This window comes from Streptosporangium minutum (genome assembly GCF_002149035.1).
In the GTDB taxonomy this organism is placed as follows: domain Bacteria; phylum Actinomycetota; class Actinomycetes; order Streptosporangiales; family Streptosporangiaceae; genus Streptosporangium; species Streptosporangium minutum.
In genome coordinates this window covers 1-21125 of sequence record NZ_NGFP01000045.1, presented here as the reverse complement: position 1 = coordinate 21125, position 21125 = coordinate 1, and the positions used below count along the sequence as shown (strand labels likewise).

Annotated in this window: 16 protein-coding genes; 9 read left to right on the top strand and 7 right to left on the bottom strand. The window is 72.3% G+C overall.

Annotated elements, in window-relative coordinates; genetic code table 11:
* The first annotated feature begins 60 nt into the window (after positions 1-60).
* Complete coding sequence (locus CA984_RS12620; protein WP_108724568.1) at positions 61-3783, top strand: CHAT domain-containing tetratricopeptide repeat protein; 3723 nt, start codon at positions 61-63, stop codon at positions 3781-3783.
* Here CA984_RS12620 and CA984_RS12615 read toward each other — a convergent pair.
* Both CA984_RS12615 and CA984_RS12610 read right to left on the bottom strand, forming a co-directional pair.
* Entirely contained in the window at positions 3764-4453 is a 690-nt protein-coding gene (locus CA984_RS12615; RefSeq protein WP_086571501.1) for a DUF6338 family protein, read from the bottom strand. The two genes, CA984_RS12620 and CA984_RS12615, sit on opposite strands and share 20 nt — an antisense overlap.
* Positions 4454-4456: 3 nt before the next feature.
* A complete protein-coding gene (locus tag CA984_RS12610) occupies positions 4457-4648 on the bottom strand; it encodes a hypothetical protein (protein WP_086571499.1) in 192 nt (63 codons plus the stop codon).
* A gap of 1088 nt (positions 4649-5736) precedes the next feature.
* Between CA984_RS12610 and CA984_RS48660 the strand changes: the two genes are divergently transcribed.
* From CA984_RS48660 to CA984_RS12585, 6 genes are all read left to right on the top strand, one after another.
* A complete protein-coding gene (locus tag CA984_RS48660) occupies positions 5737-6273 on the top strand; it encodes a hypothetical protein (protein WP_207620838.1) in 537 nt (178 codons plus the stop codon).
* Between the two features lie 30 nt (positions 6274-6303).
* Positions 6304-7887 carry a hypothetical protein gene (locus tag CA984_RS48655; RefSeq protein ID WP_207620837.1) on the top strand — a complete coding sequence of 528 codons (1584 nt, stop codon included), beginning with the start codon at positions 6304-6306 and terminating at the stop codon, positions 7885-7887.
* A 245-nt stretch (positions 7888-8132) separates the two neighbouring features.
* Positions 8133-8438 carry a hypothetical protein gene (locus CA984_RS47090; RefSeq protein WP_207620841.1) on the top strand — a complete coding sequence of 102 codons (306 nt, stop codon included), beginning with the start codon at positions 8133-8135 and terminating at the stop codon, positions 8436-8438.
* Positions 8439-9080: 642 nt separating this feature from the next.
* Positions 9081-9497, top strand: a complete 417-nt coding sequence (locus CA984_RS12595; protein ID WP_133061645.1) for a hypothetical protein — start codon at positions 9081-9083, stop codon at positions 9495-9497.
* Between the two features lie 58 nt (positions 9498-9555).
* Complete coding sequence (locus CA984_RS12590) at positions 9556-12666, top strand: ATP-binding protein (RefSeq protein WP_086571493.1); 3111 nt, start codon at positions 9556-9558, stop codon at positions 12664-12666.
* A gap of 52 nt (positions 12667-12718) precedes the next feature.
* On the top strand, positions 12719-13882 hold the full coding sequence (locus tag CA984_RS12585; protein WP_086571550.1) for an FAD-dependent monooxygenase: 1164 nt from the start codon (positions 12719-12721) through the stop codon (positions 13880-13882).
* A gap of 100 nt (positions 13883-13982) precedes the next feature.
* On the opposite strand, the gene CA984_RS12580 is transcribed toward CA984_RS12585, so the two are convergent.
* The 4 genes from CA984_RS12580 to CA984_RS12565 all read right to left on the bottom strand — a co-directional run bounded on the left by CA984_RS12580 (position 13983) and on the right by CA984_RS12565 (position 19046).
* Positions 13983-14486: a hypothetical protein gene (locus tag CA984_RS12580; RefSeq protein WP_086571491.1), complete on the bottom strand. Its 504-nt coding sequence runs from the start codon at positions 14484-14486 to the stop codon at positions 13983-13985.
* Positions 14483-15286: an alpha/beta hydrolase gene (locus CA984_RS12575; RefSeq protein WP_086571489.1), complete on the bottom strand. Its 804-nt coding sequence runs from the start codon at positions 15284-15286 to the stop codon at positions 14483-14485. The genes CA984_RS12580 and CA984_RS12575 overlap by 4 nt, the downstream gene beginning before the upstream one ends.
* A gap of 206 nt (positions 15287-15492) precedes the next feature.
* The gene (locus tag CA984_RS12570) at positions 15493-16989 is read right to left on the bottom strand and encodes an MFS transporter (RefSeq protein WP_207620836.1); all 1497 of its coding nucleotides are present in this window, start codon (positions 16987-16989) and stop codon (positions 15493-15495) included.
* A gap of 1787 nt (positions 16990-18776) precedes the next feature.
* Positions 18777-19046: a DUF1876 domain-containing protein gene (locus CA984_RS12565; protein WP_086571546.1), complete on the bottom strand. Its 270-nt coding sequence runs from the start codon at positions 19044-19046 to the stop codon at positions 18777-18779.
* 399 nt (positions 19047-19445) lie between these two features.
* On the opposite strand from CA984_RS12565, the gene CA984_RS12560 reads away from it, so the two are divergent.
* Positions 19446-20360 (top strand): alpha/beta fold hydrolase, encoded by a 915-nt coding sequence (locus CA984_RS12560; RefSeq protein WP_086571487.1) that lies wholly within the window; start codon positions 19446-19448, stop codon positions 20358-20360.
* A gap of 100 nt (positions 20361-20460) precedes the next feature.
* On the opposite strand, the gene CA984_RS48650 is transcribed toward CA984_RS12560, so the two are convergent.
* Positions 20461-20709, bottom strand: coding sequence for a response regulator transcription factor (locus CA984_RS48650; protein WP_278249006.1), 249 nt, complete (start codon positions 20707-20709; stop codon positions 20461-20463).
* A 216-nt stretch (positions 20710-20925) separates the two neighbouring features.
* On the opposite strand from CA984_RS48650, the gene CA984_RS12550 reads away from it, so the two are divergent.
* Positions 20926-21125, top strand: a 200-nt coding sequence (locus tag CA984_RS12550; RefSeq protein ID WP_423229304.1) for a VOC family protein, incomplete at its 3' end; no start/stop codon positions are given.

Sequence of the window (21125 nt, the reverse complement as noted above, 5' to 3'; positions counted from 1 at the left end):
CGCGGTCGACAAGCGCCTTCCCCGACGTGATCGAACGGCGGTCGATTGATGGAATCCCCCTTGCCGCACATTCCGCATCTCGACGGCCTGCGGGGAGCCATCCCCGGGCTCGTCGCCGATCTCGCGGATGAGCTCCCGGCCGGGCTGACGGACAACAGGGCAGAGGCGTTCAACCTCTTCAGCGCGATGATGTTCGCGCACTGGTCCAGTGACCGGGATCTGGGGACGCTGATAATCGCCGCACTGTACTCAGCGGACTCCGAGGCACTGGCCGAGGCCTGTCCCGAGCAGCGCGCCGCCATGCTGCGCAACCTGGATCACATCATCACCGAGCTGATCGACATCCCTGACATCGACGCCGCAGGACTGGCCGTGATCCTCGCGCACGACCGCGTGACGGCGACCGCGCCTGATGATCCCGAGCTCGTGGACCTCCTCACCAACCTCGCGGCAGCCTGCCGACGATACTGGGAGCTGACCGGAGAGCTCGACATCCTGCGCGACGCCGTACGGCGGCTCCGCGCTGCCGTCGACCTCGAACCGGACGCGCCGCAACTGCTGGCCAACCTCGGGCTGACGCTGTCCGACCTCGCCTCCTGCACGGACGACCTCGCGACCGTGGACGAGGCGCTGGAGACAATCGAGCGGGCCGAGCGGGCTGAGGGTGCCGAATCCGCCGACGTCCTCGCAACGCTCGGAGCGGCGTTCATGATCCTGGGCAGGCATGTCGGCGACGCGGACGCGGTGGGTCGCTCGGTCCGGCTGCTGCGGGGGGCGCTCGACGCTCCCGACGCGAGCCCGATCGTGCGGCCGCAGCTCCTCAACAACCTGAGCTTGGGCATGAGCCGTCTGGCCGAGCTGACCGGCGACGCCGGCCTGGCGGCCGAGTCCGTGGATCCGGCACGGCAGGCACTGGCTCTCACCTCACCCGATGATCCGATCCTGCCCATGCGGCACGCCAACCTGGCCGTGGTGCTGAAGACCGCCTTCGAGTCGACCGGAGAGGTCGGCGCGCTCGCCGAGGCGGTCGAGGAGGCCCGCCGCAGCGTGACCACGTCATCGGCGGACCATCCCGCGCGGCCTCGCAGACTGCTTTTCCTGGCCAGGGCGCTGATGCGACTCTATGAGCGGGACATCCGCCGGGAGGTGATCGACGAGGCGGTGGATCGGGCACAGGAGGCACTCGACACCGCCTCGAAGGCGGACGGCGTGTCGCAGGCCCCCTACCTGCTGGCGGTCGCCGACGCGCTCTGGTTCCGCTACGAGGCCACCGGCGATCGTGACGATCTGTGGAAGGCGACGGAGCTGTTCAGAGCGGTGCTCGAACAGGCCGAACCGGGTGGCGACTTCCACTACGAAGCCCTGCACCACCTCTGTTCCATCCTGCTGATGCTGGCCGACGACGTCTCCGTCGACCTGGCGATCGTCCAAGAGGCGGTGACGGCAGCCGAGACGATGGTCAGCGGATCGCACCCCGGTTCCTACGACCGGGCCGTAGGCCTGTCCAACAGCGGATCCGCCCTGTACTCGCTCTATCGGCGGACCGGGGACCGCGCCACCCTCACCCGGGCGATCCAGGTCCTTCAACAGGCGGCGGAGGCCAATCGAAAGCTGCTGGCCGACACGCAACTGTCCCGTGACAACCGCGTGAAGCAGCTCAGCGGCCTCTCCGGCGTTCTCATCACGGTCTACCAGGTCACCGGGGACACCCAGGCGATCGGCGAGGCGGTGCGGCGCGCCCGGGAGGCGGTCGACCTGCTCGGGGCCGGTCACAGGGACCATGCGCTCGCTGTGGGCAACCTCGCGGCATGCGCCTCGTCGCTGGCGGGCCTCACCGGTGAGCGGGAGCAGGTGGAGGACGCCGCTCTGCTGGGCCTGGCGACCCTCGCCGATCTGCCGGAGGGTTTCCACCGCAGATCCTGGCTCGCCGGATCGGTCGGCGAGGCGTTTTCCACCCTCTACGGGATCACAAGGGATCCCTCGCATCAGCGGGAGGCCGTCCGCTGCCTGCGCATGGCCAGAGAGCTCGCCTCCGACGGCCCCTCCGCCCCGTACTGGATGTCGAACCTGGCCACGGCCCTGATCACCGACAGGAGCCCGGTCGACCTCGACGAGGGCGTCGCACTGCTCGACGCGGCACTGGAACGGGTCTCCGACGAGGACCCGCTGCGGCCGGCCCTCCAGGTCAATCTCGCCACCGCGCTCCTGGTGCGCGGCGGCCGCGACGCCGAGCGGGGAGAGCGTCTGGCGATGGAGGCCGTCCTGAACGGCGGAACCCCGGCCAGGGAGACGGTCACACTGGCCTGGCTCGCGGGATCGAGAGCGGTCAAACGGGGCGAGTGGCCCAGGGCACTGGCCGCGTTCACGGCGGGCGTGGCCGCCCTGCCTCGCGCGGGAGCCAGGGCGCTCGTCAGAGAGGACCAGGAGGGCGGGCTGGCCAAGGCGCAGGGCATGGCCTCCATGGCAGCGGCGTGCGCGCTGCATCTCGGCGAGGCGGACACCGCGCTGGAACTGCTCGAAGCAGGGCGCGGCATTCTCCTTGGTCAGGGGCTGGAGAACAGGGCCGACGTCTCCAGGCTGCGCCGGATCCGGCCCGACCTGGCCGATCGGTTCGAGGCGCTACGCGCCCCCGCCGGGCCGGCCGAGATCGAGACCGCGGCGAGGATCGCCGCCAGACATGGCCGCGACCACGACTGGGCGGCTCTCCTGGCGGAGATCCGGGCGGTCGGCGGGGAGACGGACTTCCTCAAACCGCCGGACGCGGAGACGGTCCCCGAACTCGGCAGGCACGGGCCCGTCGTGTTGCTCAACGCGACCGTGGTCGGGTGCGCCGCCATCCTCGCCACGGAGCGAGGCGTATCCGCGGTGAATCTGCCCGATCTCCACTTCTCCGACGTTCAGACGCATGCGACCGTTCTGAGGGACAGCACGCTCAACGGCAGGATGGACGACAGGGCGATCTCCGGCATGCTGGAGTGGCTGTGGGAGACGGCAGCCGCGCCCGTCCTGAACGCGCTGGACCTGGCCTCGCCCGAGTCGCGGCTGTGGTGGTGCCCCACCGGACTCCTCACGTTCCTGCCGATCCACGCCGCCGGGCGGCACACCCGCGGCGACGGGACGGCGGTGATGGATCGATGCGTCTCGTCCTACATCCCCACGCTGCGCTCGCTGCGCCACCTGCGAGACAGGCCCCGGCCGCGTGCCGAGGCGCCGCGTCCCCTGGCGGTCGGGCTGTCGGACGCCGGTCTGAAGCGGCAGCGGGCCGAGCTCGACGAGCTCCGGCGCACGCTCGGCGCCAGGCTCCTGCACGACACGGACGCGACCCGCGAGAACGTGCTGAAGGCCCTGGGTTCTCACGACTGGATCCACTGCGCGGGGCACGCCACGACTGATCTCCGCCGGCCGTCCAGCAGCGGCCTGGTCGTCCATGACGGGGTCGTGACGGTGACCGACCTGGCTGAGCTCGACCTACGCCACGGCGAACTGGCGTACCTGTCGGCCTGCAGCACGACGCAGAACGCGCCGAATCTCGCCGACGAGGCCCTGCACATCACCGGCGCACTCCAACTTGCCGGATACCGGCACGTCATCGGGACCCTCTGGCCGATCTACGACGAGGTGGCCGCGCGCGTGGCCGGTGGTTTCTACGCGGCTCGGCCACCGGGGGGAGGCGCCGACGCGGGCTGGGCCGCCGGAGCCCTGCACCGGATTGTGAAGAAGTGGCGGGACGCATGGCCCGATCACCCCTCGCGGTGGGCAGCCTTCATTCACGTGGGTCCGTGACCGGCTCCTTCGCCTGCCGGCCGGTGGGAGCGGCGAGGTAGGTGACGGTGAGGAACTTGATCTGGCGGGCGCTGATGGTGACGAAGTGCTCGCCGGACAGGTCGCGAGCCGGTTGGTCTTTGGCCGGGCGATGCTCGAACGGTCTCCGGATGGCCAGCTCGCGATCTCCGGTCTCCTCGGCCTGGTAGGCGAAGTGCTGCAGCCGTCCGCCGATGAAACTCCCATCGGTCAGCTCGCAGCCCACCCGGATCTCGGCGGCTCCGTTACGTTCGGGATAGCTGTGGAACAGCAGCCACCACGAGGACTCGACGGTGAGCGGGTGGCGGCGGCGCGGCAGTCGCCACGCCGTCAGCACGGCTGCCCCGACCGCGAGCGCCAGCAGGACGGTCGCCCATGCGGTGACGCTGGCGTAGTGCGTGCGCAGGTATCCCTCTCCCTGACGGATCAGCCGACCGACATCAGGGGTCAGGCCCGGTGCGGCGAAGCGGAGCACGGTGAAGACGCCGAGCGAGGCGAGGTCGAAGACGATGCTCGCGAGGGCGACCCGGGTGCTTTCACGGAACGCCGAAGACGTGCGCTCGGGAAACCTGCTGTCACGGACGGCGGTGTAGGCGAATCCGGGTGCGAGCAGCGCGACGAAGAGAATCAGGGACAGGAGAGTGGTGGGCACGGCTCACGACTCCGCAGCGGGGTCCTTGTCGCCCTCCGGGGCCTGCGCGGGCTCCGGCGCGTCAGGCGGGATCGGCTTGGGCAGCACGGCTCCCACAGCCATGGCGTGCCCGCCCCTGAGCTCTCCCGGATCGGTCAACTGGGCAGGGTCGATCGAGAGCCTGGCCGGAGCGTCGTCCGGAAGCTGTTCATTCACAGGTGCTCCTTGGGGGGAGGGCATCTGGCTCCTCGGGGGGAGCGTCTGGGCCGAGACTGACAGAGACAGACCGGCTGTGCCAAGCCTTTCTCCTGGATGCCGGGCACTTCGCCCTGGAGACCCATGGCGCCGAGATCGCGGTGCTCATCCGGCACCTCCTCGGCCGGAAGGTCTCCTGACCGTCATCCCCGTCCGGCGCGGCGGGTGGCGTGAAAGCCTTCCTTCGAGGGGTCGGCATGCCGATGTGAGGGGTTGATTCTCTGGAGGGCATAAGAGATGAAATCAAATAAGTACGACATTTCTCCACTGTTGGTTAATCCATTTAAATCTCATTAAGCAGGGTGATGGATCCTCGTGGCGATCATGGGGTACTTCGGGGTTGCCACCGCTGTCGCGGTCTGCAGAACCTGATTCCCCGGAATCGTGAACGACATGGAATGCGATGACATCTAGCGGTACCAGACGGGCTCCAAATGCGGACTCCGGAAAACGCGGCCGGAGCTGGGCCGTCGCAACAACGGCAATCGGCGCTATCCTGGCAATTTCCTGCCAGGCGCCGTCAAGCGCCATGGCGGAGAGTGCGGGCGCCTTTCTTCTCCAGTACCGGGTCGGCGGTGGCCAATCCACTTCTGCCCGCTATGACGTCCGGACTCTCGACAATTCGAGTCTCCGTGTGGGGGGAGCCTTCGCTCTGAGGCACTGCGGGTGCCGCAAGCGTCACTGTTGCCACCGCGGCTGCAACGGCTGGAACGGTCACAACGGCTGCAATGGTCACAACGGCCGCAATGGACGTAACGGGCGGGATGGCCGCGACGGGCGTGACGGGCGTGAGGGCCGGCACGGGCCGCCGGGAACCCAGGGCCCGGTGGGCGCCACCGGCCCGGTCGGTCCGGAAGGCCCAGCAGGCGGCCCGGTGGGCCCCGCCGGCCCGGCTGGGCCAACGGGTGCCACAGGCCCGACGGGTCCGGCCGGTGCGACAGGTCCGGGAGGCCCTGCTGGTCCGGCGGGTGCGACCGGCGCCACGGGTGCGACAGGTTCGACGGGTCCGGGAGGCCCCGCCGGTCCGGCGGGCGCGACCGGTGCTACGGGTGCGGCGGGCGGCAGAGGTCCTGCCGGTCCGGCGGGTCCTGCTGGTGACAGGGGTCCAGCTGGTCCTGCGGGTGAGATCGGCGCTACAGGTGCCACAGGCCCGGCGGGTGCGGCAGGTTCGACAGGTCCGATGGGTCCGATGGGTCCGGGAGGTGCGGCGGGTCCGGCCGGTGCGACAGGTCCGGGAGGCCCTGCCGGCCCGGCGGGCGCGACCGGTGTTACGGGTGCGGCGGGTCCGGCGGGTGACAGAGGTCCTGCCGGTCCTGCGGGCCCGGCAGGTGGTACGGGTCCTGCCGGTCCGGCGGGTGCGACCGGTGCCACTGGTGACAGGGGTCCCACCGGTCCTGCGGGTGAGATTGGCGCTACAGGTGCCATGGGCCCGACGGGTCCGGGAGGTCCTGCCGGTCCGGCGGGCGCGACTGGCGCTACGGGTGCGGCGGGTCCGGCGGGTGACAGAGGTCCTGCCGGTCCTGCTGGTGACAGGGGTCCTGCCGGTCCTGCAGGCGCGACCGGCGCGACCGGCGCCACTGGTGTGACAGGTCCGATGGGTCCGGGAGGTGCGGCAGGTGCCGCGGGTCCGGCGGGTGCCACTGGTGACAGGGGTCCTGCGGGCTCGGCGGGTGCGGCGGGTCCGGCTGGTGACAGGGGTCCGGCCGGTCCTGCGGGTGCGATCGGCGCTACAGGTGCCACTGGCCCGGCGGGTCCGGCGGGTGACAGAGGTCCTGCGGGCCCTGCGGGTGACACAGGTCCGGTGGGTCCTGCTGGTGCGATCGGCGCTACAGGTGCGGCGGGTCCTGCGGGTGACATCGGTCCTGCGGGTCCGGCTGGTGACAGGGGTCCTGCGGGTCCGGCGGGTCCGGCTGGTGACAGGGGTCCTGCGGGTCCGGCGGGTGCGACCGGTGCCACTGGCGACAGGGGCCCTGCCGGTCCGGCGGGTACGAGAGGTGCGGCCGGTCCGGCTGGTGGCAGGGGTTCTGCTGGTCCGGCTGGTGGTAGGGGTTCTGTTGGTCCGGCTGGTCCTGCCGGGCCGGTGGGTGACAGGGGGGCCACGGGTCTTGCAGGTCCCACTGGTGACAGAGGTCCGGCTGGTCCTGCGGGTGAGATCGGCGCTACAGGCGCCGTGGGCCCGGCGGGTGACACGGGTCCTGCGGGCTCGGCGGGTGCGGCGGGTCCGGCTGGTGACAGGGGTCCGGCCGGTCCTGCGGGTGCGATCGGCGCTACAGGTGCGACTGGCCCGGCGGGTCCGGCGGGTGACAGAGGTCCTGCGGGCCCTGCGGGTGACACAGGTCCGGTGGGTCCTGCTGGTGCGATCGGCGCTACAGGTGCCACCGGCCCGGCGGGTGCGGCAGGTCCTGCCGGTCCGGCGGGCGTGGCTGGTCCTGCTGGTGACACGGGTCCCACCGGTCCTGCTGGTGCGACCGGCGCCACAGGTGACACGGGGCCGGCGGGTCCTGTGGGTGACACGGGTCCCGCCGGTCCGGCAGGTCCTGCTGGTGACACGGGTCCTGCCGGTCCTGCGGGTGCGATCGGCGCTACAGGTGCCACCGGCCCGGCGGGTGCGGCAGGTCCTGCCGGTCCGGCGGGCGTGGCTGGTCCGATGGGTGACACGGGTCCCGCAGGTCCCGCAGGTCCTGTGGGGCCGGTGGGTGCGACGGGCGCCACGGGTGCGACAGGTGACACGGGCGACACCGGTGGCACGGGTCCTGCCGGTCCTGCGGGTGCGACCGGCGCCACGGGTGCCACAGGCGCCACGGGTCCTGCGGGCCCGGCGGGACCGGCAGGACCTGCCGGCGCCCCAGGCGCGACCGGTGCCACGGGTGCCACAGGCGCGACGGGTCCTGCGGGTCCTGCGGGTGCGACCGGCGCTACGGGGGACACGGGTCCGGCGGGTCCAACTGGTCCGGCGGGTCCGGTGGGTCCTGCGGGCGCGGCGGGGGCGACGGGCCTCGTGGGTCCGGCGGGCCCCGCGGGTCCGGCTGGTCCGGCTGGTCCGGCGGGCGCGACGGGGGACACGGGCCCTGCCGGGCCTGCCGGTCCTGCAGGTACGGCGGGCGCGGCAGGCCTGGCGGGTGCCACGGGTGCGGCCGGTCCTGAGGGCCCGGCTGGTCCGGTCGGTCCCGCGGGCGCCACGGGTGCCGCGGGTGAGATAGGTCCGGCTGGTCCTGCGGGGCCGGTGGGTCCCGCGGGCGCTCCAGGCGCGACGGGTGCGACGGGTGCCACGGGTGGGGCCGGTCCGGCTGGTCCTGCGGGGCCGGTGGGTCCCGCGGGCGCTCCAGGCGCGACGGGTGCCACGGGTGCCACGGGTGCGACCGGTCCCGCGGGTCCGGAAGGCCCCGCGGGCGCGCGAGCCGCCCTCGCCACGTCATCCCTGCTCCTCGACGAGTTCATCACGTCTGTGCGATCTGACGGAAGGGTGGTCCTCCGCGACCCGAGGACGACGCCTGCCTGGCACAACCTCTCGACTCTGTCCGGCTTCCCCAACGGCGTGTCCGACGTCGCCACATCGGTGATCACCGAAGGCGTGCTGCCCTACCTGCACGTCGCGGTGCAGAACACAACCGGCGACATCGCCCGGACACGGTGCCTCGTGGGTCTTCCCATCCCGGTCCTGGGAGGTTTCTTCCCTCCGGGAGCGCCCCTTGGGCCTCCGGCGTATCCGGCGAACTGCACCGCTTTCGTCAACGACACACCAACGGTCTGAGTCCCGTGAGGGCCTGACGAGACAACCGCGAGTGCCGTTCCCGGTCGTGGCCGGGAACGGCACTCGCCGTCTCAGCCCGAGCCCGGTGCTCGCCGTTCCCGGATCTGTCCGTCTCAGCCTGGGCCTGGCGCTCGCCGTTCCCGGACCTGTCCGCGTCGTCCGGCATCGATCCCGACCGTCCGACAGCGAGCCCGGCATCGGCCCGTCAGAGAGTCCGTCAGAGAGTCCGACAGCGAGCCTGGCATCGGCCCGTCAGAGAGTCCGGCAGGGAGCCTGGCATCGGTCCGTCAGAGAGTCCGGCAGCGAGTCCGGCGGAGCGGACGAGCGCCGTCGGGACGGCGGCCACCCTCTCGGCAGCCGGGTCACCCGAGCGGGGGATGCGAGATCACCCGGCTGACGGGTGCGGCCGGTCGCGGCACGGAGCTACCGTTCCCTGCCATAAGGGCGGCGGCCCGGCGGGCGGCGATCTTCAAGATCCTTCGGGAGAGAACGCGACCGGTGTTCATCGCATGCGTCGTAAAGCGTCCTGCTGCGGCGACTGAGGTCCTTCCATCGGCTTCACCGTGCGCTCCCGCGTCACCCGGTCGCGCGTCAACCGACCGCGTCAACCGACGCGCGGCAATGGACATGGAGTGCAAGCTGATGAAATGGGTGCCGCGGCTCGGAGCCGTACTGCTGGTGGCGGGGCTGATCGCCGGGGCGTTGGGCGTGTTCGCGTTCTCCCGGGCGGGCGAGACGGCGGCGCGGCTGGACGGCCACCTCCAGAAGGCGACCGAGCTGCTCCGCGAGGCGGAGGCCGTCAAGGAGACCGAACCCGAGCGGTACGAGGAGTTGAGGCAGGACGCCGATCGGCGTGCGGGGTTCGCCGAATCGGATCAGGAGGAGCACTCCTCCCAGCTTCAGGGCGGCTGGATCCTGGCAGGCGCTGGGGGAGCCGGTCTCGTCGGGGGCGTCGTCCTGCTCGCCCTCCACCGTTTCAGGATCACGCCGCGACAGGCCGGGCGCATGGCCTCGCGGCCGTCCGGGAAGCAGGCGGACATGTGGCCGGACGCCAGGTGAGCCGGCCGGCGAGCCTCGCCGACCCCCGGCCGGGCGATGGTGGGGGACAATCGACCTCGTGCAGTTCGGCATCCTGGGCCCGCTGGTGGTGCGATCGGCCGATGGCGACCTGATCGCCGTCGGCGGTCCGCGGCCGCGCACCCTGCTCGCGCTGCTGCTCCTGGACGCGGGCCGGACGGTCGGCGTGGAGCGGCTCATCGACGGCCAGTACGGCGAGCGCCCGCCCGCGGGCGCCGCCAACGCCGTCCAGGCGCAGATCTCCCGGCTCAGGCGCAACCTGCCCGCCGATCTGATCGAGTTCCACGGCGCGGGCTACCGGCTGGCGGTCGATCCGGAAGACGTCGACGCGCACCGGTTCGAGCGGCTCGCCCGCGAAGGGCGGCGCCTGCTCGCCGCGGGCCACCACGCCGGCGCGGCCGGCCTGCTCAGGGAGGGGCTCGGGCTGTGGCGGGGGCCCGCGCTCGCGGACGTCGCCGCCGCGCCGTTCGCCGGCACACAGGTCAGCAGGCTGGAGGAGCTCAGGCTCACGGCCGTGGAGGACCTCGCCGACGCGGAGCTGGCCCTCGCGGAGACCAGCCCGGTGGCCGAGCTGCAGGAGCTGGTCGCCGCGCATCCGCTGCGCGAGCGGCCGCGCGGGCTGCTGATGCGGGCGCTGCACGCGGCCGGGCGGCAGGCCGAGGCGCTGGCCGTGTTCGATGACGTGCGGCGGCTGCTCGCCGACGAGCTCGGCGCCGACCCCTCACCGGAGCTCGCGGCGGTGCACCTGGCGATCCTGCGCGGCGGGCAGCCGCACGGGCGCGCCGCGCGGGCGGGCCTGCCCACCCAGCTCACCAGCTTCGTCGGCCGTGAGCGGGAGCTGGAGCGGATCGATGCCCTGCGGTCCGTCCGGCTGGTCACGGTCATCGGCCCCGGCGGCACCGGCAAGACCAGGCTGACCGTCGAGGCGGCGGCCCGCCGGGGCGGCGACGCGTGCTTCGTGGACCTGTCCCCGCTCGACGACGGGAACCAAGCCCCGCAGGCGGTGCTCGGCGCGCTCGGCCTGCGCGAGACCGGGCTGCGGTCGCCCGCGTCCGGCACCCCCGATCCCACCGACCGGTTGGTGGCGGCGCTGGCCGAGCAGGAGCTGCTGCTCGTCCTGGACAACTGCGAGCACGTGATCACCGGGGCTGCCACGCTCGCCCGCCGGCTGCTCGCCGCCTGCCCCGGCCTGACCGTCCTGGCCACCAGCAGGGAACCGCTGGGCATCACCGGCGAGCACCTTGTCCCGCTGGCGCCCCTGGCCACCCCGCCGCCCGACGACGTGCCCGACGACCCGCTCGGCTATCCGGCGATCAGGCTGTTCGCCGACCGGGCGGCGGCCGTACGGCAGGGCTTCTCGCTGGAGCCCGGCAACCTCGGCGCGGTCCTGCGGATCTGTGCGGCGCTCGACGGCCTGCCGCTGGCCATCGAGCTGGCGGCGGCGCGGGTGCGCACGTTCTCGGTCGAGGAGATCGCCACCCGCCTGGCCGAGCACGGCAGGTTCAAGCTGCTCTCGCGCGGCGACCGCACCGCCGCCGCCCGCCACCAGACCCTGCACGCGGTCGTGGAGTGGAGCTGGGACCTGCTGGACGCCGACGAACAGGTGCTGGCCAGGCGGTTCTCGGTGTTCTCCGGGGGCGCGAGCCTGGAGGCGGTCGAGCGGGTCTGCGGCCAGGACACCGCGGAACTGCTGGCCGATCTGGTGGACAGGTCGCTCATCGAGACCGATGGCGACCGCTACCAGATGCTCGACACCATCCGGCTGTTCTGCGCCGAACGGCTGGCGGAGGCGGGAGAGGAGGAGCGGCTGCGCGCCGCTCACGCGGCCTGCTTCCTCGACCTCGCGCGGCGCGCCGACGCCCACCTCTACCGGGCGGAGCAGCTCCGGTGGCTGGCCCGTCTGTCGGCCGACAACGCCAACCTGCAGGCCGCGCTGCGCTGGGCCGTCGGGCACGACCAGCCGACGGCGCTGCGGCTGATCGCCGCCATGGCCATGTACTGGTGGCTGAGCGGGCGGCGCGGCCAGGCCACGCAGCACGTCGTGCGGCTCCTCGACGCGATCGAGCCGGAGCCGCCCGCTGAGTTGGCCGACGAGTACGTCATGGCCGTGCTGCACGCCGTACCGAACGCGGGGCCGAGGCACTGGGAACGCGCAGAAGCGATCATGCGGTCGCTGGACCGGCCGATGCGGCACCGGTTCGCCCCCGCCCTGTGGGGGATGACGGCGGGGCCGCCCGAGCCCACGCCCGAGGCGACCGAACGGCAGCGACGGCTGCTCGGCTCCGATCCGTGGAGCCAGGCGCTCGAAAGGCTCGGCGGCGCACTGATGTCGCTGCAGGACGGCCGGGTCGCCCGTGCCGAGCGGGAGTTCGAGGCCGTGGTCGCGGCCTTCGGCGCGGTGGGCGAACGCTGGGGGAAGGCGCAGGGGCTCGACTGGCTCGGTCTGATCGCGAGCTGGCGCGGTGAGTGGGCGCGCTCCATGGAGCTGTGGCAGGGCGCACTGGACCTGCTCGAAGAGCTCGGCGCGCTCGAAGAGATCGCAGACGTGCTGTGCAGGCGCGCCGACGGGCTGCGGCGCCGGGGCGACACCGTGGCCGCGACCGCCGACTACCTGCGCGTGGCCGAGCTCGCCCGCAGGACGGGCAGGCCGGAGACGATGGCGGCGGCCCACCTGGGGCTGGGCGAGCTCGCCCGCTTCGAGGGCGACCACGCCGAGGCGGCGTGGCGGCTCGGAGCCGCGCTGGCGGCGTCGGAGACCGGTGGATTCATCGCCGAGACCACCGGTTCGCGCGTGCTCATCGCGCTCGGACGGCTGGCCGAGGCGACGGGCGACACGCGGGAGGCCATGATCAGGCATCGCCAGATGCTGGCCGTCGTGTTGCGGTCGCCGCCGGCGATCGATCTCGCCGACGTCGCCGAGGGCCTGGCCGGGCAGGCCCTGCGTGAGGGTACGGCGGAGCGGGCCGCGCTGCTGCTAGGCGTGGGCGTGGCGCTGCGAGGCATGGCCGTGACCGGTGACCGCGACGTCGCCCGGATCGCCGCGGGCGCCACGGACGTCCTCGGCGCCGAGACGTTCGCGACGGTGTTCGCGCGGGGCGCGGCGATGGACCGGCAGGAGGCGCTGACAGTCCTGGACGGTCCCGGCGCGTGACTGTCAGCGGGTGGTCGTCGGGCTGTCAGCGGCCTCGGCGAGGCTCCGGGACATGAAGAACACCAACGTCCTCATCTCCGGCGCCAGCATCGGCGGCCCGGCCCTCGCCTACTGGCTCGACCGCCACGGTTTCAACGTCACCGTCGTCGAGAAGGCCCCGGCCCTGCGGACGGGCGGCCAGGCCGTCGACTTCAAGGGCGAGACCCACCTCACCGTGCTGAGGCGGATGGGCATCCTGGAGGATGTGCGGCGGCTGCAGACCGGCGGGACCGACCAGGAGATCATCGACGCCGACGGCCGCAGGCTGGCGGTCATGCCCGGAGAGTTCAGCGGCGGTGAGATCGAGATCAGGCGCGGCGAGCTGTCCAGGCTGCTGTACGACAGGACGGCCGCCGGCTGCGAATACGTCTTCGGTGACTCCATCACGTCCCTGACCGAGACCGCGGACGGCGTGCACGTCACCTTCGAGCGTGCCGCGCCGCGCACGTTCGACCTGGTGGTGGGGGCGGACGGGATCCACTCCAACGTGCGCCGCCTGTCCTTCGGGCCGGAGTCCGACCACGTCGCGTTCCTCGGCTACTACTACGCCCTGGCCGATCTGCCCGAAGACTTCGGGCCCGTGCCGAAGATGTACAACGAGCCCGGCAGGATGGTCACCGTCGGCGGGCCGAAGGCGCCCGGGTTCTTCGTCTTCGCCTCCGAGCAGCTCGACTACGACCGCTACGACGTCGAGCGGCACAGGGAGATCGTGGCCGCGGCCTACGCGGGCATGGGCTGGCGGGGCCCCGAGATCGTCGACGCGCTACGGCGGGCGGACGACCTCTACCTCGACTCGATCAGCCAGGTCAGGATCGACCACTACGCCAGGGGCCGGGTGGTGCTGCTCGGCGACGCCGCCTACGGCAACACCCTGGGCGGCTTCGGCACCGGCCTGGCCATGGTCGGCGCCTACGTCCTGGCGGGCGAGCTGGCCGCGGCCGGCGGTGATCACCGTCTGGCCTTCGAGCGGTACGAGGAGGAGTTCCGCGGCTACGCGAAGATAGCCAGGAGCGGCAACGCCGGCCCCTTCCTCGCACCCGGCAGCCCGGCCAGGATCCGCATGCGCAACTGGACGTTCAAGTACCGCTTCCTGCTGGGCCTGATGCTGAAGATGACCGACATGTTCGCCACCCGCATCACCCTGAAGGACTACGAGCCCGTACGGCAGGCCCGCTGACAGTGTCGCTCCCGGAAGACCTCGGCCGTCCTCGGCGGCCTGCGGGAGGGAGCGGCATCCGCCGGGAACGGGGGCGGCACGGGGATCGAGAGCCGAGAGGTCATCGCGCCCGTCCGTCCGTGACGGCGGGGATGATCCGGTAGTCGCGCTGGAAGACGAGATTGTGCAGGTCGGCGGCGACGACGGCCCGGAGGGTGGGCAGTTCGGCCGCGGCCTGCCCGGGGGTGAAGACGTTGAGCGGCCACTCTCCCACGGTGCCGCCCCGCAGGTGCGGGTGGTGGAATCCGGCACCGTAGAAGGCCCGGATGACGATCGGACCGATGCCGGCGGCACGCTGTTCGGCCCAGGACAGGGCCCATACGGCGTCGACCCCGCCGTCCGGCGAGCGGCGCGTCCCGGTCGCGGTCACCGTGCCGGTGCCGCGCAGCAGATGGGTGTCGACCTCCTCCAGGGTCTGCCGGGCGTAGGGGTCGAGGAGGGCGACGGCCTGGTGGAAGAGGCGCTCCTTGTCCTGCCGGGAGACGGCGTCGCCGTGGGTGCGGTCGCGCAGGTCGGCGAAGTGGCGCAGCAGCGCCGCCGCGTGGTCCGGTGCGGTCGTGTTCACGAGGTCCTCCGGGAGTATGCGGCGCCCAGCCAGCGGCGGAGCGCGGGGTCGGTGAGGAAGGCGCCGTGGCGCATGCCGCGGAACTCCCGGAACGTGACGGTGTTTCCCGCCGCGCGCAGGTGCCGGGCGTATCCGCGGACGTCGTCGGCGACGGGGTCGAGGGAGCCTACGGCGATGATCGCGGGGGCGAGTCCGGTGAGGTCGTCGGCCTCGTCCGGGGTGCTGTGGATCGGGGTGGCGCCGGCGGCGGCCGGGTGGCGGGGCGCGGTGCCCCGGTAGGCCCGCCAGGCGGCCAGCAGTCCGGCGCGGTGGGGGAAGGCCTCCGGGTCGCGGCCGTAGGAGGGGGCCTGGCAGCGCGGGTCGATCGGCGGGTAGACCAGCACCTGCGCGGCCAGCGGCAGCCGCCGGTCCCGCCACGCGAGAGCGGCGCACGCGGCGATCGTGCCGCCGGCGCTGTCCCCGCCCACCGCGATCGGCCCGTCTGCGGTGGCCTGGGCCCAGGTCATGGCGGTCAGGACGTCCAGGAGGGCGGCCGGATGAGGGTGCCCGGGGGCCAGCCGGTAGTCGACGCTGACCACGGTGGCCAAGGCGGCCCGTGCCAGTTCGGCGCAGGCCGGGTGCCAGCCGGCGGCCGATCCCGCCGACCAGCTGCCGCCGTGCGCCCACACCAGCACGCCACGCGGGGCCGGTCCACCTCGATAGACCCGCAGGGGGACGTCGTGACCCGGACCGGGCACGGTGGTCGCCTCCCAGCGGACGGTGCCGGGTCCGCCGGTCCGTGACGGTTGTGACGGTGACATGGCCCTGTCCTCCTGTGGTGTCGGATCCGGTGCGGGCGTCGGCGTCGGCGGTCCCGCGGCACCGGTTCCCCAGCCGACCGGTTGGAGACGGCGGATGGGCGACGTCGCCGGCGGCCCCGCCGGCACCGGTTCTCCGGCCGGCGGGAGACGGCGGACGGGCGACGTCGCCGGGGTGCCGGGAGGTCCCGGCGCCCCCTGAGGCGAGGTCACCTGACCGGTGCGCGCTTGTCGCGGCGAGGGGCGAGGAACGCTCCGGCGAGCACCGCGCCGACGAGGACGAGGGCGGAGTTGACGAGGATGGCGAGGGAGACGCCGGACAGGACGGCGTCGGGGCCGCTGCCGTCCAGAGCGGTCATCCGGGCGGTGGCGATGGCGCTCATGATCGGGATGCCCATGGTGATGCCGACCTGCTGGGTCATCGTGGCCAGACCGGTGGCCAGGCCCTGCTCGCGGTCGGGCAGGCCGGAGGTGGCGGTGACCATGAATCCAACGATCATGAACATGTTGCCGACGCCGCCGATGAAGGTGGCCGCCAGCAGCAGCCAGATCCAGGCGCCGGAGGTGCCGAGCGCGACCAGGGAGACGGTGGCGACGGCCTGGACGACGCCGCCGATGACGATGGTGGCGCGGTTGCCCATCCGGCCGACGGCCCTGCCGCCGAAGGTGCCGCCGATGACGGTGCCCAGACCCAGGATGCCGAAGGCCAGTCCGGTGGCCAGCGCGGAGTAGCCCAGCACCTTCTGCAGGTAGAGGGTGAGCAGGAAGACCAGGGAGGTCTCGGTGACGAAGGCGATCAGGCCCACGGCGTTGCCCCAGACCACGGTGGGTCGCTTCATGATCTGCACGGGGACGAGCGGGTCGGCGGAGCGCTTCTCGATGAACCAGAAACCGGCCAGCAGCGCCGCGCCGGCGACCAGGGCGGCCAGGGTTGCGGGGTCGCCCCAACCGGTCTCACCTGCCTGGGTGAGGCCGTAGACCAGGGTGAGCAGGCCGCCGGTGACGGCGACGGCGCCGGGCACGTCCAGCCGGGAACGGCCGGCGGGGCGGGAGTCGGGAATGACGGACGGGGCCAGGGCCACCACGAGGGCGGCCACCGGAACGTTGATCAGGAAGGCCCAGCGCCAGGACAGCAGGTCGGTCAGCAGCCCGCCGAGGATCGCGCCGGCGGTGAACCCGGCCGACATCAGGGCGCCGTTGAGGCCGAGGGCCTTGTCCCGCAGCGGCCCTTCCTTGAAGGAGGTGGTCAGCAGGGACAGCCCGGCCGGGGTGACGGCCGCGGTGGCCAGCCCCTGCAGCACGCGGGCGACCAGCAGCATCCCCGGCGAGGTGGCGAGGCCGCCGAGGGCGGAGGACAGGCCGAGCAGCGCCATGCCGCCCAGGAACAGGCGCTTACGGCCGAACAGGTCCGCCACCCGGCCGAACAGCAGGGTGAAGCCGGCCGCGGTCAGGGCGAAGGCGGTGGCGATCCACTGCAGGTCGGCCAGGGAGAAGCCCAGACCGGCGCCGACCACGGGGAGGGCCACGTTCAGGATGGAGAAGTCCACCGCGACCATGAACTGGGATCCGAGCAGCAGGGCGAGCACCAGTTTCTGGCGCCCTGTCATGCGCGCCGCCTGCCGCCCGCCTGGCGGCGTGGTCGCGTTCACCGGTGTGTCCGATGGGTGGGGCGTGGTGACCGGCGGGGCCTGGTCGAGTGTGGACATGGATTTCCTCCGTGACGGACCATCTAACGGAACTTTTATTCCGTTAAGATGTGGCGACAGTAGCACAGGGGGAGGTCTTAATGGAACTGGAGAACCGTTATGGAGGGGTGAGGGTGCGGAGTCCGGCACGCTGCGGCTCGCCAAGTTGCGGCTCGGCAGGTTACGGCTCGGTACGTTGCAGTCCGGTACGTTGCGGCTCGGCAGGCGTACGGCGGGCGTACGGCGGGTGCGCGGCGGGCGTACGGCGGGTGCGCGGCCCGGGTGCGGACGGCGGTGCTTCAGGCGGCCGGCAATCCCTGGACGGGCGACTCCTGGGTGGGGCGACCTCTAGGTGGGGCGACCTCTGGACGGGGCGGCCTCTGGATGGGGTAGCCGCCGGTCGCGCTGCGGCGGTCGCCGCCCACGCGAGCTGACCGCGAACGGCCGGGGGGCGCTCCATGCCCGTGACCTGGGCGATGTTCGCATCTGATCGTTAGTCGTGCGGCCAACTCGGGTAGAGATCCGTCTGACCAAGTGTGCCCCCCGGAAGATCGGAAAACGGGGGGTGTGCTCGGATGAGCATCATGAGGGCCGGTGTGCTGGCCGTACTCATAGGGGTGGCGGCGGTCGGCGCCGTCCAGCACTCGAAGCCGACATCAGGTCAATCGTCGAGCTGGGTGGTCAAGCGACCGGGACACTCCTCCGTCAAGCGACCTGCGAGCTGGGCGGTCAGGCGGCCGAACTCGGCCGGCGGGCGCGAGCGGGACCGGGGGTTCGGGCGCCCGGGAGGGCCGGGTGTGAAGCGGCACGGTGACTGGAGGGCCAGGCGGCCGGGCATGGATGCCAGGCGCGACAGGGAGTGGGCGTTCGGGCGGCCCGGAGGGCCGGCGTTCAAGCAGCCCGGTGGCCGGCGGGCCAGGCAGCAGGGCCCGGACGCCAGGTACGACAGAGGCAGGGGATACGGACGCCCCGACGGCCCGGCGGCCAACCGGGGCAGGGATTGGGGGTACGGGCGGTCCAACGGTCCGGATGCCAGGTACGACAGGGACAGGGGATACGGGCGGTCCAACAGTCCGGACGCCAGGGGCCGGGGATACGGACGTTCCAACGGCTCGGCCGCCGACCGGGGCAGGGATCGGAGCTACGGGCGCCCCGACGGCCTGGGCTCCAGGAGCGACAGGGATTGGGGGTACGGGCGGTCCAACGGTCCGGATGCCAGGTACGACAGGGGCAGGGGATACGGGCGGTCCAACAGTCCGGACGCCAGGGGCCGGGGGTACGGACGTTCCGACGGCTCGGACGCCAGGGGCCGGGGGTACGGACGTTCCGACGGCTCGGACGCCAGGGGCCGGGGGTACGGGCGGCCCGACGGCCCGGTCACGGGGCGGCACAGGAACCGGGCGTTCGGACGGTTCGAGGACGGGAACGCCAGGCGGCCCGGGGGAAGGATGGTCAGGCGGCCTCCGCGGGCAGAGGCCGGCTCCCGGCCCTTCCGGCCCGGGAGAGGGCAAGGCCGGCCGGACCGGCCTCGGACGGAGCAGGAGTGGTGATCTGGCGGCGTCGATCCAGCGGCGTTACCTGGCGGGGTTGACCCAGCGAGGTTGATCCGGCGGCGCTGATCCGATGGTGTTACCCAGCGAGGTTGATCCGGTGGCGCTGATCCGGTGGTGTTACCTAGCAGGGTTGATCCGGTGGCGCTGATCCGGTGGTGTTACCCAGCGGGGTTGATCTGGCGGTGGTGATCCGTCACCGGAGGCCGGTGTGGGCCTCCGGCGGATCCACCGGAGGCCCTTGGGGTGAGCCGGAGCTCACCATGCCCTGGGCGCATGCCCTGCCAACTGGGCGACGTCCTCGGCGCCGTCTCTCATCAGCTTTCCGGCCATGTCGGCCAGGGCACGCCCCGCCGCCAGCTCGTCACCGATCGCCGGAACAGGCTGGTCCTCCGGGTTGCGCCGGGCGTATGCGACGCACTCGCGCCTTCTGCCGTCAGGCGTCGTCAGCACCGCCTTGGCGGTGGTGACGTCGTCGTTGTCGTCCTCACTGATGAATATCTGCACGTCCCATTGCTTTGATTCCATTACGAACACCTCCCGTTCAAGCCTCCTCCTCCGTCGGCGTGACCGGAAGGGGTATTAGTCCCGTCATGGCAGGGTTTTGCCGCCTATGTCCTGCTAAAAGAGAAAATCTCCTGCTCGCAGACGGTCTGTCCGTTGACGGGCGCCCGTACGCCAGTCGTCTTCGACGACACCGCCCAGGAGGGGTCCAAGCCGGCGGGGTCATCGCGTCGACAGGCGGTCCGTCACGGCTGCCGGCATCTGCCCGCCCGTGATCGCCGGAACTCCGGGGCGGCACGTGAACAGGGGGCGCGCCACTGGGGTGGGCCGCGCCCAGTAGTCCTACTGATGGCACCGGTGCGCCGGTAGACCAGGCTCATGGCATCGGCAGACGACAACCTCTGTGAGAAGGAGCCGGTTTATATGTCTCAGGGACGCATGGTGAACGTCGGCGACGTCGAACTGTGGACCGAGGAGTTCGGCGACCCGGCGCACCCCCCGGTGCTGCTGGTGATGGGCTCGATGTCGCAGGGGGTCCTGTGGCCGGACGAGTTCGTCGGACGGCTGGTCGCCGGCGGCCGACGGGTCATCCGCTACGACCACCGCGACACCGGCCGCTCGACCACCGTCGACTTCGACTCCCACCCCTACACCTGGGCCGCCATCAAGGCCGACGTCCTCGGCCTCCTGGACGCCTACGGGATCGGCGCGGCCCACATCGTCGGGCACTCGGCGGGCGGCCTGCTCGGCCAGTGGATCGCGGCCGAGCAGCCGGACCGGGTGCTGACGCTGACGGTGATCGGGGCGTCACCGCTGGGCGGCGGGGAGGGACAGGTGCTGATGCGCGCGCTGATGGGCCAGGAGCAGCCCCCCGGCAGCCTGCCCCCGCCCACGCCGGAGTTCGTGGAGTTCTTCACCAAGGCGGCGGTGAACCCGCCGCCCGCCGGGCGGCGCGAGCAGATCGACTTCCAGATCGAGCTTGCCCGGGTGCTGCACGGTACGGCCCTGCCGTTCGACGAGGACGAGCAGCGGCGCGTGGAGGAGCGGCTCCACGACCGCGCCGCCGATCCCGCGGCCGTGACCAACCACCAGCGCGCCGGGACCTCGGCCGCCGATTTCGAGCCCGTGGGAATCCTGCACCGGGTGGTCGCGCCCACGCTCGTCATCGAGGGCACGCACGAGCCGGTCAAACCAGGTCACGGAGCACTCATCGCCCAGGAGATCCCGGGGGCCGAGCTTCTGATGATCGAGGGGATGGGCCACACCCTGCCCCCTCAGGTGCACCGGCAGCTCGCCGACGCCATCCTGGAGCACACCGGCGACCGCCCGGAGCGATGATCGGCGGGGTGCCCGTCACGGGACGGCCTCCTCGGGCGGCCGTCCCCGCGGGCCCGTCGTCGGGTCGTGGTCATATCCGGCCGGAAATTCCCGCTGAGCCTCAGTGACGCGATCGGCGCCCGAGCGCGACGTGGGGAGCCATGCCTCGATTATCGGCTGCTCTGCCTGCTCGCCGTCGCCCGGAGCGACCCGGAGCGGGCCGACCTGCTCCTTGACCGGGCGCCCGCCGATCCGGCACCTCCAGCTTGCGCAGCAGCGAGGAGACGTGACTCTCCACGGTACGCACCGAGATGCACAGCCGTGCCGCGATCTCGGCGTTGCTGAAATGGGCCCCGACCAGTTCCAGCACCTCGGCTTCCCGGGGGAGATCTCCACTTCTGTCACCACTGTGCAAGTTTGCCGCACCCCCTCTGCGCTCTCATCCGTAGTGGCCCCTGTGCGCGCTCCGTGTCGTCGATCCGTGGGTGGTTCCGTGGTCACCACGGATGCGGCCCGGTCAGGCCGGAAGCGAAGCTGTGAACACGCAAACAGCGGGTCGACGAGGCCCACCACCACAGGAGCGACCATGACCGGCTCTTCCCCCCAGGGAATCAAGACCGTGCTGCACCCCGTGTCCGACCTGGCGAAGGCCAAGGCGGTGTACGCGGCCCTGCTCGGTATCGCGCCGCAGACCGACTCTCCTTACTACGTCGGCTTCGAGGCCGAGGGCCAGCACATCGGACTGGTGCCCGGCGGTGGACCGCAGGGCATGACCTCCCCGGTGGC